Annotated in this window: 7 protein-coding genes; 6 read left to right on the top strand and 1 reads right to left on the bottom strand. The window is 71.8% G+C overall.

Annotation, left to right across the window (positions count from 1 at the left end):
- The first annotated feature begins 27 nt into the window (after nt 1-27).
- The 5 genes from ACZ69I_RS31190 to ACZ69I_RS31170 all read left to right on the top strand — a co-directional run bounded on the left by ACZ69I_RS31190 (nt 28) and on the right by ACZ69I_RS31170 (nt 9,240).
- Nucleotides 28-1,932 (top strand): ABC transporter ATP-binding protein, encoded by a 1,905-nt coding sequence (locus tag ACZ69I_RS31190; protein ID WP_470835931.1) that lies wholly within the window; start codon nt 28-30, stop codon nt 1,930-1,932.
- The gene (locus ACZ69I_RS31185; RefSeq protein ID WP_470835929.1) at nt 1,929-3,851 is read left to right on the top strand and encodes an ABC transporter ATP-binding protein; all 1,923 of its coding nucleotides are present in this window, start codon (nt 1,929-1,931) and stop codon (nt 3,849-3,851) included. Before ACZ69I_RS31190 ends, ACZ69I_RS31185 begins: the two co-directional genes overlap by 4 nt.
- A gap of 55 nt (nt 3,852-3,906) precedes the next feature.
- Nucleotides 3,907-4,716 carry a hypothetical protein gene (locus ACZ69I_RS31180; protein WP_470835927.1) on the top strand — a complete coding sequence of 270 codons (810 nt, stop codon included), beginning with the start codon at nt 3,907-3,909 and terminating at the stop codon, nt 4,714-4,716.
- 456 nt (nt 4,717-5,172) lie between these two features.
- On the top strand, nt 5,173-7,245 hold the full coding sequence (locus tag ACZ69I_RS31175) for a M4 family metallopeptidase (protein ID WP_470835925.1): 2,073 nt from the start codon (nt 5,173-5,175) through the stop codon (nt 7,243-7,245).
- 375 nt (nt 7,246-7,620) lie between these two features.
- On the top strand, nt 7,621-9,240 hold the full coding sequence (locus ACZ69I_RS31170; protein WP_470835924.1) for a M4 family metallopeptidase: 1,620 nt from the start codon (nt 7,621-7,623) through the stop codon (nt 9,238-9,240).
- Between the two features lie 110 nt (nt 9,241-9,350).
- Here the strand turns inward: ACZ69I_RS31170 and glgP are convergent, their stop codons facing one another.
- Nucleotides 9,351-11,978: an alpha-glucan family phosphorylase gene (gene glgP, locus ACZ69I_RS31165; protein ID WP_470835922.1), complete on the bottom strand. Its 2,628-nt coding sequence runs from the start codon at nt 11,976-11,978 to the stop codon at nt 9,351-9,353.
- Between the two features lie 713 nt (nt 11,979-12,691).
- On the opposite strand from glgP, the gene ACZ69I_RS31160 reads away from it, so the two are divergent.
- The coding region (locus tag ACZ69I_RS31160; RefSeq protein ID WP_470835920.1) for an alpha-1,4-glucan--maltose-1-phosphate maltosyltransferase at nt 12,692-14,668 on the top strand (1,977 nt) is incomplete at its 3' end.

The following is a 14,668-nucleotide window of genomic DNA, read 5'->3' as shown; positions in this document are numbered from 1 at the left end:
CAGTGGCGATCCGTAGGCTCGCTCCTGATGCCATCTTCAGACACCCCTGCCGGGAAACGGTCCACCGTACGGACGCTGCTGCGGCTCTGGCCGTACGTGCGTCCGGTCCGAACTCGACTGATCACCGCCGCCGTTGTCGCGGTCGTCGCCTCCTGCACGGGGCTCGTCTTCCCCCTCGTGCTCAAGTGGATGGTGGACGGGCCCGTGGCCGACCGGGACCCGACCGGGGTGTGGCTGGGGGCGCTCCTGCTGCTTCTGCTGGGGGTGGCGGAGGCGCTGCTCTTCGGGCTGCGGCGGTGGCTGATCGCCCGGCCCCTCGCGGGCGTCGAGGCGTCGATGCGGGCGGACCTCTACCGCCATCTGCAGCGGCTCCCGGTGGCCTTCCACGACCGGTGGGCGTCGGGGCAGTTGCTCTCGCGCGGCACGACGGATCTGATGCTGCTGCGCATGTTCCTCGCCTTCCCGTTGACGTTCCTGCTGGTCAACGGCGCGACCATCGTGGTCGGCATGGTCATCCTGCTCGGGCAGGACTTCACGCTCGGCCTGGTGCTGCTCGCGCCCGTGGCGCCGATGGTGATCGCCCTCGCGTACTACGAGGGGCGCTACACCGCCGTGGCGCGGCGCGCGCAGGACCAGGTCGGCGATCTGACGACGGTCGTCGAGGAGAGCGTGCTCGGCATCCGGATCATCAAGGGCTTCGGCCGCCACCGCAGCCAGGCGCGGGCGTTCCGCGAGCTCTCGCACACCCTGCGCGGCACCGAACTGGCCAAGGCCCGCATCCTCGCCGCGATCTACGCCGTGATCATGGCGTTGCCGGAGGCCGCGATCGGTGCGGCGCTGGTGCTCGGCACGGTGCGGGTCGCGGACGGCGACCTCTCCGCGGGCACGCTGGTCGCCTTCCTGTCGACGGCGCTCGCGCTGCGCTGGCCGGTGGAGTCGATCGGCTTCCTGCTCGCGATGAGCCAGGAGTCGGCGACGGCCACGGAGCGGTACTTCGAGGTGATGGACGCGGTACCGGAGGACCCGGCACCGAAGAGCGCCGAGCCCGCCCGTCCCCCCTCCCCCGCGCCGGACAGCACCGCCTCCGGAACCGGCGGACTCCACTTCGACGGCGTGGAGTTCAGGTACCCCGACGCCCCACCGGACGCCCCCGCCGTCCTCGCCCGCATCGACCTGCACGTGCGCCACGGCGAGACCATGGCGCTCGTCGGCGCGACCGGCAGCGGCAAGACGACGCTCACCGCGCTGGTCCCGCGCCTGCACGAGGTGACCGGCGGCCGCATCACGCTGGACGGCGAGGACATCACGGCGATGGACCGCGAGCACCTGCGCACGCTCGTCGCCGTCGCCTTCGAGGAGCCGACCCTCTTCTCCGCGACCGTCGGTGAGAACGTCCTGATGGGCGCGGAGGAGACGGCCGGCGACACCGAGCTGCGCCGCGCGCTCGACGTGGCGCAGGCCGACTTCGCGCACGCCCTGCCGCAGGGCACCGGCACCCAGGTCGGCGAGCAGGGCCTGAGCCTCTCCGGCGGCCAGCGCCAGCGCCTCGCCCTGGCCCGCGCGGTGGTCGGCCGCCCCCGCTTCCTCGTCCTCGACGACCCGCTGTCCGCCCTCGACGTCCACACGGAGGCGCTGGTGGAGGCGGCGCTGCGGCGCGTCCTCGCGGACACGACGGCGCTGATCGTCGCCCACCGCCCCTCCACGGTGCTGCTCGCCGACCGCGTCGCCCTGCTCTCCGGCGGCCGCGTCGCCGCCGTCGGCACCCACCAGGAACTGCTGCGGGACAACGCGGAGTACGCCTGGCTGATGTCGGGCGCCGACACCGGCCCGACCCGCCCGGACGCCGGTCCCCCGCACCCGGACGCCGAGCCCACCCACCGGGACACCGGTCGCCCGGCCACCCACCGCCCCGCCGAGGAGGCTGCCCGATGACCTCGTCGACATCCGTACGGGAGAAGCCCGCCGACCCCGAGGAACCGGCGGGCCCCGGAGACCCGGAACAGCCCGAGGGCTCCGGCGGACCCGGCCGCCCCACGGGCCCGCCCGCGCCGGACGACCCCTTCGACAAGGACGAGCTGCCCGCGCCGCCGGGCGCCACCCGCGCCCTGCTGCGCTCCCTGCTCTCGCCGCTGCGCGCCCGCGTCACGCTCGCCGCCGTGCTGCTCCTCGTGCAGCAGGCCGTGGTGCAGGCCGGGCCGCTGCTCGTCGCGTACGCCATCGACCGCGGCGTGCCCGCCGTGCGCGCCGACGACTACGGCCCGCTGATCGCCATCGGCATCGGCTACCTGTGCTGCGCGGCCGCCTCGGGCGCGCTGCAGTACGCGTTCATCATCGCCTCGGCGCGCGTCAACCAGGACGTCCTGCTCGACCTGCGCGGCCGCATCTTCCGGCACGCGCAGGCGCTCAGCGTCGACTTCCACGAGCGGTACACCTCGGGGCGGCTGATCTCCCGCTCCACCACCGACGTCGAGTCGCTGCGCGAACTGCTCAGCGAGGGCCTGCAGGAACTCATCACGGTCCTGCTCTCCTTCGTCTACATCTCGGCGATGCTGCTCTGGCTCGACCTGGGCCTGGGCGCGGTGGCCGTGGCGTCGTTCGTCCCGCTCTACCTCCTCGTACGCCTCTACCAGCGGCGCGCGGGCCGGATGTTCCGCGACCGCTCGACCGCGATCGCCGCCGTGATCGTGAAGTTCGCGGAGACGATGAACGGCATCCGCCCGGTGCGGGCCTTCCGCAGGGAGCGGGCCAACGACGCGGAGTTCGGCGCGCTCAACCGCAGGCACGAGCGGACCAACGGCGACGCCATGCTGGAGATGGCCCGCTACGTGGTCGGCTCCCGGCTCGTCGCCAACACCGCCGTCGCCGCCATCGTGCTGTGGGGCGCCCAGCGCGTCGCGGACGGCGGCCTCGCGCTCGGCGTGCTCGCCGCCGCCGTGCTGTACCTGCGGCGCCTGTACGACCCGATCGACCGGCTCGGCATGTTCCTCAACTCCTACCAGTCGGCGGCCGCGTCCCTGGAGAAGGTCGCGGGGCTGCTCGCGCAGACCCCGACCGTGCCCGAGCCCGCGGCGGCCGCCGCCCGCCCGCTGCCCGCCCCGGCATCCGGCAGGCCGGGCCGCGAGGTGCGGTTCGACGGGGTGCGGTTCGCCTACCGCACCGGCGGCGAGGTGCTGCCCCGCTTCGATCTGACGCTGCCCGCCGGGCAGACCGTCGCCGTGGTCGGCTCCACCGGCGCGGGCAAGTCCACGCTGGCCAAGCTGCTCGCCCGCTTCTACGACCCGACGGAAGGGCGGGTGCTCCTGGACGGCGTCGACCTGCGCGAACTCTCGGGCGCCGAGCTGCGGCGCGGGGTCGTGATGGTGACCCAGGAGGCGTTCCTGTTCTCCGGGACGGTCGCGGAGAACATCGCGATCGGCCGGCCCGACGCCACCCGTGAGGACATCGAACGCGCCGCCGAGGCCATCGGCGCCCACGACTTCATCATGTCGCTCCCCGACGGGTACGACACCGACGTACGCAAGCGCGGTGGCCGCATCTCGGCGGGCCAGCGGCAGTTGGTGGCCTTCGCGCGCGCCCTGCTCGCCGACCCGGCGGTGCTGATCCTCGACGAGGCGACCAGCTCGCTGGACATCCCGGGCGAACGGGCCGTGCAGCGCGCCATGCACACGGTGCTGCGCGGCCGCACCGCCGTGGTCATCGCCCACCGGCTCTCCACCGTGGAGATAGCGGACCGGGTCCTGGTCATGGCCGACGGCAGGGTCGTGGAGGACGGCAGCCCCGACGCGCTCATCGCGGACACGGGCGAATTCGCCGACCTGCACCGTGCGTGGCGGGACAGCGTGGTGAGCTGACGGCGGTGGACGGAGCAGTCGTTCGGCACGGACAACGGGGAGTTGAGCTGACAACATGACCGACACAGGCACTGCCGGGCAGGCAGGCCCAGCCGCGGGCACCGAGCACCCCGGCGAGAACCTCGCCATCGCGGCGACCTATCAGGGCTACCCGGGCCTCGCCCTCGGCGGATACGTCGCCGGGCTGCTCGTGGGACGCTCGAACTCCGGTACGGTCCGGGTCGACTTCCGTGCCGCGACCCGGGTGGACACGCCCCTGCGGATCGACGCACTCGCGGACGGCGTCGTCCGTCTGACCGACACCGCGGGCACCGAGCTCGTGACGGCGACGCCCGCCCCCGCCCTGTCCACGGCCGACGCCCCCGCGCCGCCGACCCTGGCCGAGGCACGGGCGGCGGCCGAGGCGTTCCGCGCCGCCGGGCTCGCGGGCCTCGACGCGGGTGGCGCCGCGATCGACTGCTTCGGCTGCGGGCACCGCCCGGCCGGTCAGGGTGTGCACCAGCAATGCATGCGGGTGCCCGGCCGCGACCTCGTGGCGACGGCGTGGACGCCGCACCCCGATTTCGCCGACGAGCGGGGCCTGCTGCGGCCCGAAGCACTCTGGGCGGCCCTGGACTGCCCGACGGCCTGGGCCGGAATCCACCTGGGCACCCTGCGCCGCGGCGCGGTCACGGCCTCGCTCACGGCGACGTCCCCGCGCCCCGTGACGGCGGGCGAGGAGCACATCACGTACGCCTGGCCGATCTCCACGGTGGGCCGCAAACACACGATGGGCGTCGCGGTCGCAACGGCGGAGGGCGAACTCCGCACGGTGGGCGAGGCGTTGTGGATCGACCCGCGGGAGCGGAGCCGGACCGCGGACTGACCTCCCCGGCGTCACAGGATTGAACCACCGGCGAAATACAGCCACACGCCACCGATCACCGGCCCCGCTCCGCTTTTCGAACAGCATGTCGCGCGGCGCCTCGGCGGGGTGTGGTGCGTACGGGGAGCGGCGGCGCGCCCGGGCCACACACCTCCACCGAGGGCCCGAGCCCGTCACCCGCGTGAGCCTTCTCGGCCGGACTCCGCATACCGAACGTGCCCTACCGGCCAACGGACTGAATTCAGCCAACTACTGATGCGCACCTGACAACGACGACCCTCTGGTGTCACTCTTCCCCTCGACCGTCGCACGGCTTTCAACAAGGTGACGGTTTCTCTTCACGCAATACCCGTTGTGCACCGCCCAGTTCTGCGTTCCGCCTTGTTCTGCCCGGTCGGCGACCCAGCCGTCCGGTAGCTCTGGCCGCGCATCCCCGCGGCCGCGCAGAAGGAGTCCGTGTTGAGAAGCACCTCCCACAGACACACCTCCCACACCCGTTCGGTCCGCACTCGCGCGACCGCCGTCGGCGCCCTCTCCGCAGTGGCCGCGCTCCTCGCCGTAGCCGTACAGGCGGGCCCCGCATCGGCCGACGACCCCGCGGCCAAGGCCCCCGCGCCCGCCGCACAGAAGCTCGGGAAGGTCGACCCCGGCGCGCTCGCCGTCAAGCTCTCCCCCGCCCAGCGCGCGGAGCTCATCCGTGACGCCAACGCCACCAAGGCGGAGACCGCCGCCGAGCTCAAGCTCGGCGCCAAGGAGAAGCTGGTCGTCCGCGACGTCGCCAAGGACCGTGACGGCACCGTCCACACGCGCTACGAGCGCACCTACGACGGTCTGCCCGTCCTCGGCGGCGACCTCGTGGTCGACACCGCCAAGTCCGGCAGGACCGAGGGCGTCACCAAGGCCGCGAAGGCGCAGCTCAAGGGCGTCGACATGAGCGCCGACGTCAAGGCGTCGGCCGCCGAGAAGCAGGCCCTCGGCGCCGCGAAGGCGGCGGGCTCGAAGAAGACCGAGGCGGACCGGGCGCCGCGCAAGGTCGTGTGGATGGCCCAGGGCAAGCCCGTCCTCGCGTACGAGACCGTGGTCGGCGGGCTGCAGCACGACGGCACCCCGAACGAGCTGCACGTCGTCACGGACGCCGCCACCGGCAAGAAGCTCTTCCAGTGGCAGGGCATCGAGAACGGCACGGGCAACACGCAGTACAGCGGCCAGGTCACCGTGGGCAGCGTCCAGTCGGGGTCGAACTACACCCTCACCGACAGCGGGCGCGGCAACCACAAGACGTACAACCTGAACCACGGTACGTCCGGCACCGGCACGCTCTTCTCGGGCCCGGACGACATCTGGGGCAACGGCCAGGCCTCCAACCTGGAGACCGCGGGCGCTGACGCCGCCTATGGCGCCCAGCTCACCTGGGACTACTACAAGAACGTGCACGGCCGCACCGGCATCCGCGGTGACGGCGTCGGCGCGTACTCCCGGGTCCACTACGGCAACAACTACGTCAACGCCTTCTGGTCCGACGCCTGCTTCTGCATGACGTACGGCGACGGTACGGGCAACTCCAAGCCGCTCACGTCCATCGACGTGGCCGCCCACGAGATGACGCACGGCGTGACGGCCGCGACCGGCAACATGACCTACAGCGGCGAGTCCGGCGGCCTGAACGAGGCCACCTCCGACATCTTCGCCGCCGCGGTCGAGTTCAACGCCAACAACGCCCAGGACAAGGGTGACTACCTCGTCGGCGAGAAGATCGACATCAACGGCGACGGCAGCCCGCTGCGCTACATGGACAAGCCCTCCAAGGACGGCGCGTCCAAGGACTCCTGGTACTCCGGAGTGGGCAACGTCGACGTGCACTACTCGTCGGGCATCGCCAACCACTTCTACTACATGCTGAGCGAGGGCAGCGGCGCCAAGGTCATCAACGGCGTCTCGTACGACTCGCCCACCTCGGACGGCCTCCCGGTCACCGGCATCGGCCGGGACAAGGCGTCGCTGATCTGGTTCAAGGCGCTCACCACGAAGTTCACCACGACCACCAACTACGCGGCGGCCCGCACCGGGACGCTCGCGGCGGCCGGTGAGCTGTACGGCACCACCAGCGCCGAGTACAAGGCCGTCGCCAACGCCTGGGCGGCCGTGAACGTCGGCAGCCGCCCCGGTGGCGAGGAGCCCGGCACGTCCTTCGAGAACACCACGGACGTCGCCATTCCGGACAACGGCCCCGCGGTGACCTCGACGGTCAACGTCACCGGTCGCACCGGCAACGCGCCGAGCGCCCTGAAGGTCGGCGTCGACATCGTCCACACCTGGCGCGGTGACCTGCAGGTCGACCTGCTGGCGCCCGACGGGACGGTCTACCCGCTCAAGGCGACCAGCAGCTCGGACTCGGCGGACAACGTCAAGGAGACCTACACGGTCAACGCCTCCTCCGAGGTGGCCAACGGCGCCTGGAAGCTGCGGGTGCAGGACAAGGCCGCGCAGGACACCGGCTACATCAACAGCTGGAAGGTCACCTTCCCGTAAACCGGCCTGAAGGCGCCTGACGGCGCCCGAAGTCCCCTTCGCAAACACACCGGAGGGACGCGCCGCCCGTGCACGACGGGCGGGGCGCCCCTCCGGTGCATCTCTGAGCACAACGAACGCCGCCGCCCCGGGTCGATCAACTCCCCGGGGCGGCGCGCTCGTTCACGCCCCCGGTGTCGTTCACACCCTGTTCGCATTACGTACGTTGACCATCGCTCAACGAACTATTTCCGGCCAACATCCATTCAAGGGCTGACATGTACCTGGCTCGAATGACACTCTCTCCTCGCAACACACATACGTCACACCCGCACCGCATCTTTCATGCCCGGGTAGTCCCCCATGCCGCCCGGGCCCCCCACAGAAGGAGCCTGCGTGACCCCCCACATATCCCGTAAGCGTTCGACCCTGGCCATCGCGACCGCGGTTGCCTCCGGAGCGCTGCTCGCCGCCGGCCTGACCACCGGCGCCTCCGCCCAGCCGGCCGCGCCCTCCGGCGCGCCCGCCGCCCTCTCCACCTCGGCCAAGGCGGGCCTGCTCAAGGACGCGAACGCCGAGAAGGCCGCCACCGCCGAGAAGATCGGCCTGGGCGCCAAGGAGAAGCTCGTCGTCCGCGACGTCGTCAAGGACCGCGACGGCACGGTCCACACCCGCTACGAGCGCACCTACGACGGCCTGCCCGTCCTCGGCGGCGACCTCGTGGTGCACACCGCCAGGAGCGGCAAGGTCAAGAGCGTCACCAAGGCCACCAAGGCCTCCGTGAAGGTCGCCTCGACCGACGCGAAGCTCGGCAAGTCCTCGGTCGCCAAGTCCGCCGAGTCGACCGCCGCCAAGGCCAAGACCGCCAAGGCCGACGCGCAGGCGCCGCGCAAGGTGATCTGGGCCGCCTCCGGCAAGCCCGTCCTCGCGTACGAGACCGTCGTCACCGGCACGCAGAAGGACGGCACGCCCAGCAGACTGCACGTCATCACGGACGCCACCACGGGCAAGAAGCTCTTCCAGCACCAGGCCATCGAGAACGGCACCGGCAACAGCCAGTACAGCGGCAAGGTCGAGATCGGCTCGAAGAAGGGCACCAGCGGCTTCGACCTGACCGACGACGCGCGCGGCGGCCACTCCACCTTCAACCTGGAGAACGGCCAGGGCGAGGGCAAGCTCTTCACGGACGACGACGACACGTGGGGCACCGGCAAGCCGGACGACCCGCAGACCGCCGCCGTCGACGCCGCGTACGGCGCCCAGGTCACCTGGGACTACTACAAGAACGTGCACGGCCGTGAGGGCATCAAGGGCGACGGCAAGGGCGCGACCTCCCGCGTCCACTACGGCGACTCCTACGTCAACGCCTTCTGGGACGACAGCTGCTTCTGCATGACGTACGGCGACGGCGAGGGCAACAAGAAGCCCCTCACCTCGATCGACGTCGCGGCCCACGAGATGTCGCACGGCGTCACCTCGGCCACCGGCAACATGGAGTACAGCGGCGAGTCCGGCGGCCTGAACGAGGCCACCTCGGACATCTTCGGCTCCTCCGTCGAGTTCAACGCCAAGAGCCCCGAGGACATCGGGGACTACCTCATCGGCGAGAAGATCGACATCAACGGCGACGGCTCCCCGCTGCGCTACATGGACAAGCCCTCCAAGGACGGCCAGTCCCTGGACAGCTGGAGCGCGGACGCCGGCAACGTCGACGTCCACTACTCCTCGGGCATCGCCAACCACTTCTTCTACCTGCTGTCCGAGGGCAGCGGCGCGAAGGAGATCAACGGCGTCAAGTACGACTCCCCGACCGCCGACGGCTCCAAGGTCGAGGGCATCGGACGCGACAAGGCCGAGAAGATCTGGTTCAAGGCGCTGACGACGTACTTCACGTCGACGACGGACTACAAGGCGGCGCGCGAAGGCACGTTGAAGGCCGCGGCCGACCTGTACGGTGCGGACTCGGCTGAGGCCAAGGGCGTGGCGGCGGCCTGGACCGGCGTCAACGTCAAGTAGAAGACAGAAGATTCGCGCAGTTCCCCGCGCCCCTGATCAGGGGCGCGGGGCTGTGACATGTGCGGCTCCGCCGCGTGGGCGCGACCAGCCGAGCACACCCGCAGCCGACGTCACCGCATCAGCACCCCCGCCCCCTCCCCCGTCCCCTCGGAAGGCACCGCCACAAGCCCCATCTCCGCCCCACTGCCCAGCAACCGGTGCGAAGGAAGAATCCGCACCGTGTACCCGAAGGGCCCCGCCCGGTCCAGGGCCAGCGGCCCCTCGTACACCCGCCGCCCCTCCGCGTCGGGCCCGCCCGTGGACTTCAGCGGCACCGGATCCGCCCCGTCGATGTGGTCCTCCGGGTCGACGCGGCCCGCGAGGACCTGGACCTCGACGTCGTCCGGCGTCAGCTCCCCCAGATGCACCCGCACCCGCAGGGACAGCGTCGCGCCGAGCTCGGCGGTCGCCCCGGTCGCCGACGCCTCCACGTGGTCCACGGCGACCCGCGGCCACGCGGCCCGGACCCGGGCCTTCCACGCGGCCAGCTCACCCGCCGCGGCGACGTCGAGCGTGCGGTGGGCGCGGGCCGCGGGCACGTACAGCTTCTCGACGTACTCGCGCACCATGCGGCCCGCGAGGACCTTCGGGCCCAGCCGGGTCAGGGTCCTGCGGACCATCTCGATCCAGCGGTCGGGCAGCCCGCCGGGCCCCTGTTCGTAGAAGCGGGGCGCGATCCGCCGCTCCAGGAGGTCGTAGAGCGCGGCCGCCTCCAGGTCGTCGCGCCGGTCCTCGTCGATGGCGGCGCCGTCCGCGGTCGGGATGGCCCAGCCGAAGTCGGGCTCGAACCACTCGTCCCACCAGCCGTCCAGGACCGAGAGGTTGAGACAGCCGTTCAGGGCCGCCTTCATCCCGCTCGTCCCGCACGCCTCCAGGGGCCGCAGCGGATTGTTCAGCCACACGTCGCAGCCCGGGTAGAGCTTCTGCGCCATCGCCATGCCGTAGTCGGGCAGGAACACGATGTGCGGGCGCACCCGCGGGTCGTCGGTGAACCGGACGAGCTCCTGGATGAGCCGCTTGCCGCCGTCGTCCGCCGGGTGCGCCTTGCCCGCGACGACGATCTGCACCGGCCGCTCGGGGTGCCGGAGCAGCTCCATCAGCCGGTCGCGGTCGCGCAGCATCAGCGTGAGCCGCTTGTACGAGGGGACGCGGCGGGCGAAGCCGATGGTGAGGACGTCCGGGTCGAGCACGCCGTCGATCCACCCCAACTCGGCGCTGGCCGCGCCGCGTTGGCGCCACGCGTCGTGCAGGCGCCGCCTGACCTCGTGGACCAGCTGCTCGCGCAGGGTGCGGCGCAGCTCCCAGATGTCGGCGTCCTGGATGTCTGCCACCGCGTCCCAGCGGTCGGAGCCGCCGACGGAGAGCGCGTCCTCGGTGCGCCGCTCGCCGATCTGGCGCGCGCCGAGCCGGAAGACCTCGGGGGCCACCCAGGTGGGGGCGTGCACACCGTTGGTGACCGAGGCGATCGGCACCTCGTCGGCGTCGAAGCCCGGCCACAGGCCCGCGAACATTTCGCGGCTGACCGCGCCGTGCAGGGTGCTCACGCCGTTGGCGCGGCTGCCCAGGCGCAGGCCCATCACCGCCATGTTGAAGAGGTTGGGCTCGCCTCCCGGGTAGGTCTCCATGCCGAGCCGCAGGACGTCGCCCGCGTCGATGCGGGGCAGTTCGGCGCCGGGGCCGAAGTGGTGGGCGACCAGTTCGCGGTCGAAGCGGTCGATGCCGGCGGGCACGGGCGTGTGGGTGGTGAAGACCGTCCCCGCCCGGACGGTTTCGAGCCCGGTGTCGAACTCGACGCCCTCCAGGGCCAGTTCGTGGATGCGCTCCAGGCCGAGGAACCCGGCGTGGCCCTCGTTCGTGTGGAAGACCTCGGGCTCGGGGTGGCCGGTCAGACGGCAGTACGCCCGCACGGCGCGCACCCCTCCGATGCCGAGGAGCATCTCCTGCAGCAGCCGGTGCTCGCTGCCGCCGCCGTAGAGCCGGTCGGTCACGTCGCGCTCGCCGGGGTCGTTCTCCTCGACGTCGGAGTCGAGCATGAGCAGCGGTACGCGCCCGACCTGCGCCTGCCAGACGTGCGCCCGCAGCGAGCGCCCGCCGGGCAGGGCGAGCGCGACGGTCGTGGGCGCCCCGTCGTCCTCGCGGAGCAGGGCCAGGGGGAGCTCGTTCGGGTCGAGGACCGGGTAGTGCTCCTGCTGCCAGGCGTCGTGGGACAGCGTCTGGCGGAAGTAGCCGTGCCGGTAGAGCAGACCGACGCCGATGAGCGGCACGCCGAGGTCGCTCGCGGCCTTCAGGTGGTCCCCGGCGAGGATGCCGAGGCCGCCGGAGTACTGCGGCAGGGCCGCCGTGATGCCGAACTCGGGTGAGAAGTAGGCGACGGCGCGCGGGAGGTGGGTGTCCTCGCGGGCCCGCTCCTGGTACCAGCGCTCCCCGTGGACGTACTCGCGCAGGTCGTCGGCCGCCTCGCCGAGCCGTCGCAGGAAGTCCGCGTCACCGGCGAGCTCGTCGAGCCGCGCGGACGGCACCTCGCCGAGGAGCCGTACGGGATCGCAGCCGGACGCCGCCCACAGCCGGGGGTCGACGGACTCGAAGAGGTCACGGGTGCGCGGGTGCCAGGACCAGCGCAGATTGCGGGCCAGCTCGGAGAGCCGGCCGAGAGGTTCGGGAAGGACGGGGCGTACGGTGAAACGACGGATGGCCTTCACGGCGACTCCACCTCTACCGGGGGATGCGTTACGAATCGACCTACGCGTCGACGGTAGCGGTGACGGGCCCCCGGCAACTACGGCGCGCGGGCGGGCGCAGAAGAGAGGCCCGACCGCCCTGGGCGCCGGATCGGCCCAGACGCGGGCGGCACGAGTGAGGGTGTTCCCGGCGGCGCCCCGGTCACCCCCGGCACGCCTGCGTGACCGTCTGCAGGATGGGAAAGGCCAGCTCGCGGCCCGCCGCGCGGGCGCGGCCCGGATGTCGCTGTGGACCACCGCCGTCGGCCCGGTGGCGAGGAACCTGAGCAGTCATGCCTCCGTCCGACCGCGCGGCCCCGCCCCGCACCGGCGGTTTTCGGACGTCTGCCTCGGCCGGTTCGGGTATGCCCCGCGAACTGTCACCGATGACGCGGCCGATCCCGTGCCTCCGTGCGGTCATGAACGGCCGAGGTGACGGAGCGGTCCCGCCCGCAGGTCATATGCGAACAGTTCAACAGGCCATAAGGCATATGCGAATTCACCCCGCTCTTGCCATTCATGGCGAGGCTGGTCTTGCATGCGCCCTTACGCACTAGTAGTTAACAAAGCGCCGGATTGCCCACCCGAAGGGGGTGGGAAGGCTCTTTCGGTACGCACGTCGGCGCACCGCCGGCGCGCACCGCGGAACCCCTCCACACCCACGTATCCGTGCACGCGGACAGGAGCGGTCAGACATGCCACTTGGCTCACCCCCGCCAGGCTCACCCGCACAGCCCACCATCCCCGTCCTGGACGTCGGCCCCGCCGTCCACGGCGGGCGACAACCGGCGAAGGCGGTGCCGGGGGAGACGTTCCAGGTCACCGCCACCGTCTTCCGCGAAGGACACGACGCGGTCGCCGCCAACGTCGTGCTGCGCGACCCCGAGGGGCGGCCCGGGCCGTGGACCCCGATGCGGGAGCTCGCGCCCGGCACCGACCGGTGGGGCGCCGACGTCACACCGGACACCGAGGGCCACTGGACGTTCGCCGTGGAGGCGTGGGGCGACCCGGTCACCACGTGGCGCCACCACGCGCGGATCAAGATACCGGCGGGCATGGACACCGATCTGGTCCTGGAGGAGGGCGCCCGCCTCCACGAACGGGCCGCGGCCGGTGCCCCCGGCGCCGACCGGACCGCGCTGCTCGACGCGGCCCGCGCGCTGCGCGACACGGGCCGCTCCCCCGCAGTCCGGCTCGCCGCCGCCCTCGCCCCGCAGGTCACGGCGGCCCTCGACCGCCATCCGCTGCGTGAACTCGTCACGTCCTCCGAGGAGTTGCCGCTCCTCGTGGAGCGGACGAGAGCCCTCTACGGCTCCTGGTACGAGTTCTTCCCGCGCTCGGAGGGCGCGATCGTCCGGGAGGGGGCGCCGCCCGTCTCCGGGACGTTCCGTACGGCGGCTGCGCGGCTCCCCGCCATCGCCGCCATGGGTTTCGACGTCGTCTATCTGCCGCCGATCCACCCCATCGGCACCACCTTCCGCAAGGGCCCCGACAACTCGCTGTCCGTGGGGCCGCACGACGTGGGTGTGCCGTGGGCGATCGGCTCGCCCGAGGGCGGTCACGACGCCGTCCATCCGGACCTGGGCACGCTGGCGGACTTCGACGCCTTCGTGGGCGAGGCGGAGCGGCTCGGCCTCGAAGTGGCCCTGGACTTCGCGCTGCAGTGCTCGCCGGACCACCCCTGGGTGGAGAAGCACCCCGAGTGGTTCCACCGCCGCGCGGACGGCTCCATCGCGTACGCGGAGAACCCACCGAAGAAGTACCAGGACATCTATCCGCTCGCCTTCGACCAGGATCTGCCGGGGCTGATCGCGGAGACCGTGCGGCTGCTGCGGTTCTGGATGGGCCACGGGGTCCGCGTGTTCCGCGTCGACAACCCCCACACCAAGCCGGTCGTGTTCTGGGAGCAGGTGCTCGCGGACATCCGGGCCACCGATCCGGACGTCATCTTCCTCGCCGAGGCGTTCACCCGTCCCGCGATGATGCGGACGCTCGCGGCGGTCGGTTTCCAGCAGTCGTACACGTACTTCACCTGGCGCAACTCGAAGGACGAACTCACCGAGTACCTCACGGAGTTGTCGCGCGAGACCGCCCATTTCCTGCGGCCGAACTTCTTCGTGAACACCCCCGACATCCTGCACGCCTACCTCCAGGACGGCGGGCGCCCCGCCTTCGAGGTGCGCGCCGTGCTCGCCGCCACGCTGTCGCCGACGTGGGGCGTCTACAGCGGATTCGAGTTGTGCGAGAACACCGCGCTCCGGCCCGGAAGCGAGGAGTATCTGCATTCGGAGAAGTACCAACTGCGGCCCCGCGACTGGGAGTCCGCGGCGCGCGGCGGCCACACGATCGCCCCGCTGATCACCGCGCTCAACGGCGTCCGCCGCGCCAATCCCGCCCTGCGGCAACTGCGCCACCTGCACTTCCACCCGACCGACAAGGAGGCGGTGATCGCCTACTCGAAGTCCGCCGGTACCGCGCACGACTCGAACACGGTTCTGGTGGTCGCCAACCTCGACCCTCACCACACCCAGGAGGCCACGGTCTCGTTGGACATGCCGCAACTCGGCCTCGACCGGTACGAGACCGTGCCGGTGCGCGACGAGCTCACCGGCGACACCTACCACTGGGGCAGGACCAACTACGTGCGCCTCGAACCGGGCCGCGCGCCCGCG

The organism is Streptomyces sp. NPDC036815 (assembly GCF_055609205.1).
Note: the sequence above shows the minus strand (reverse complement) of the source record. Positions and strands in the feature narration are given on the sequence as shown.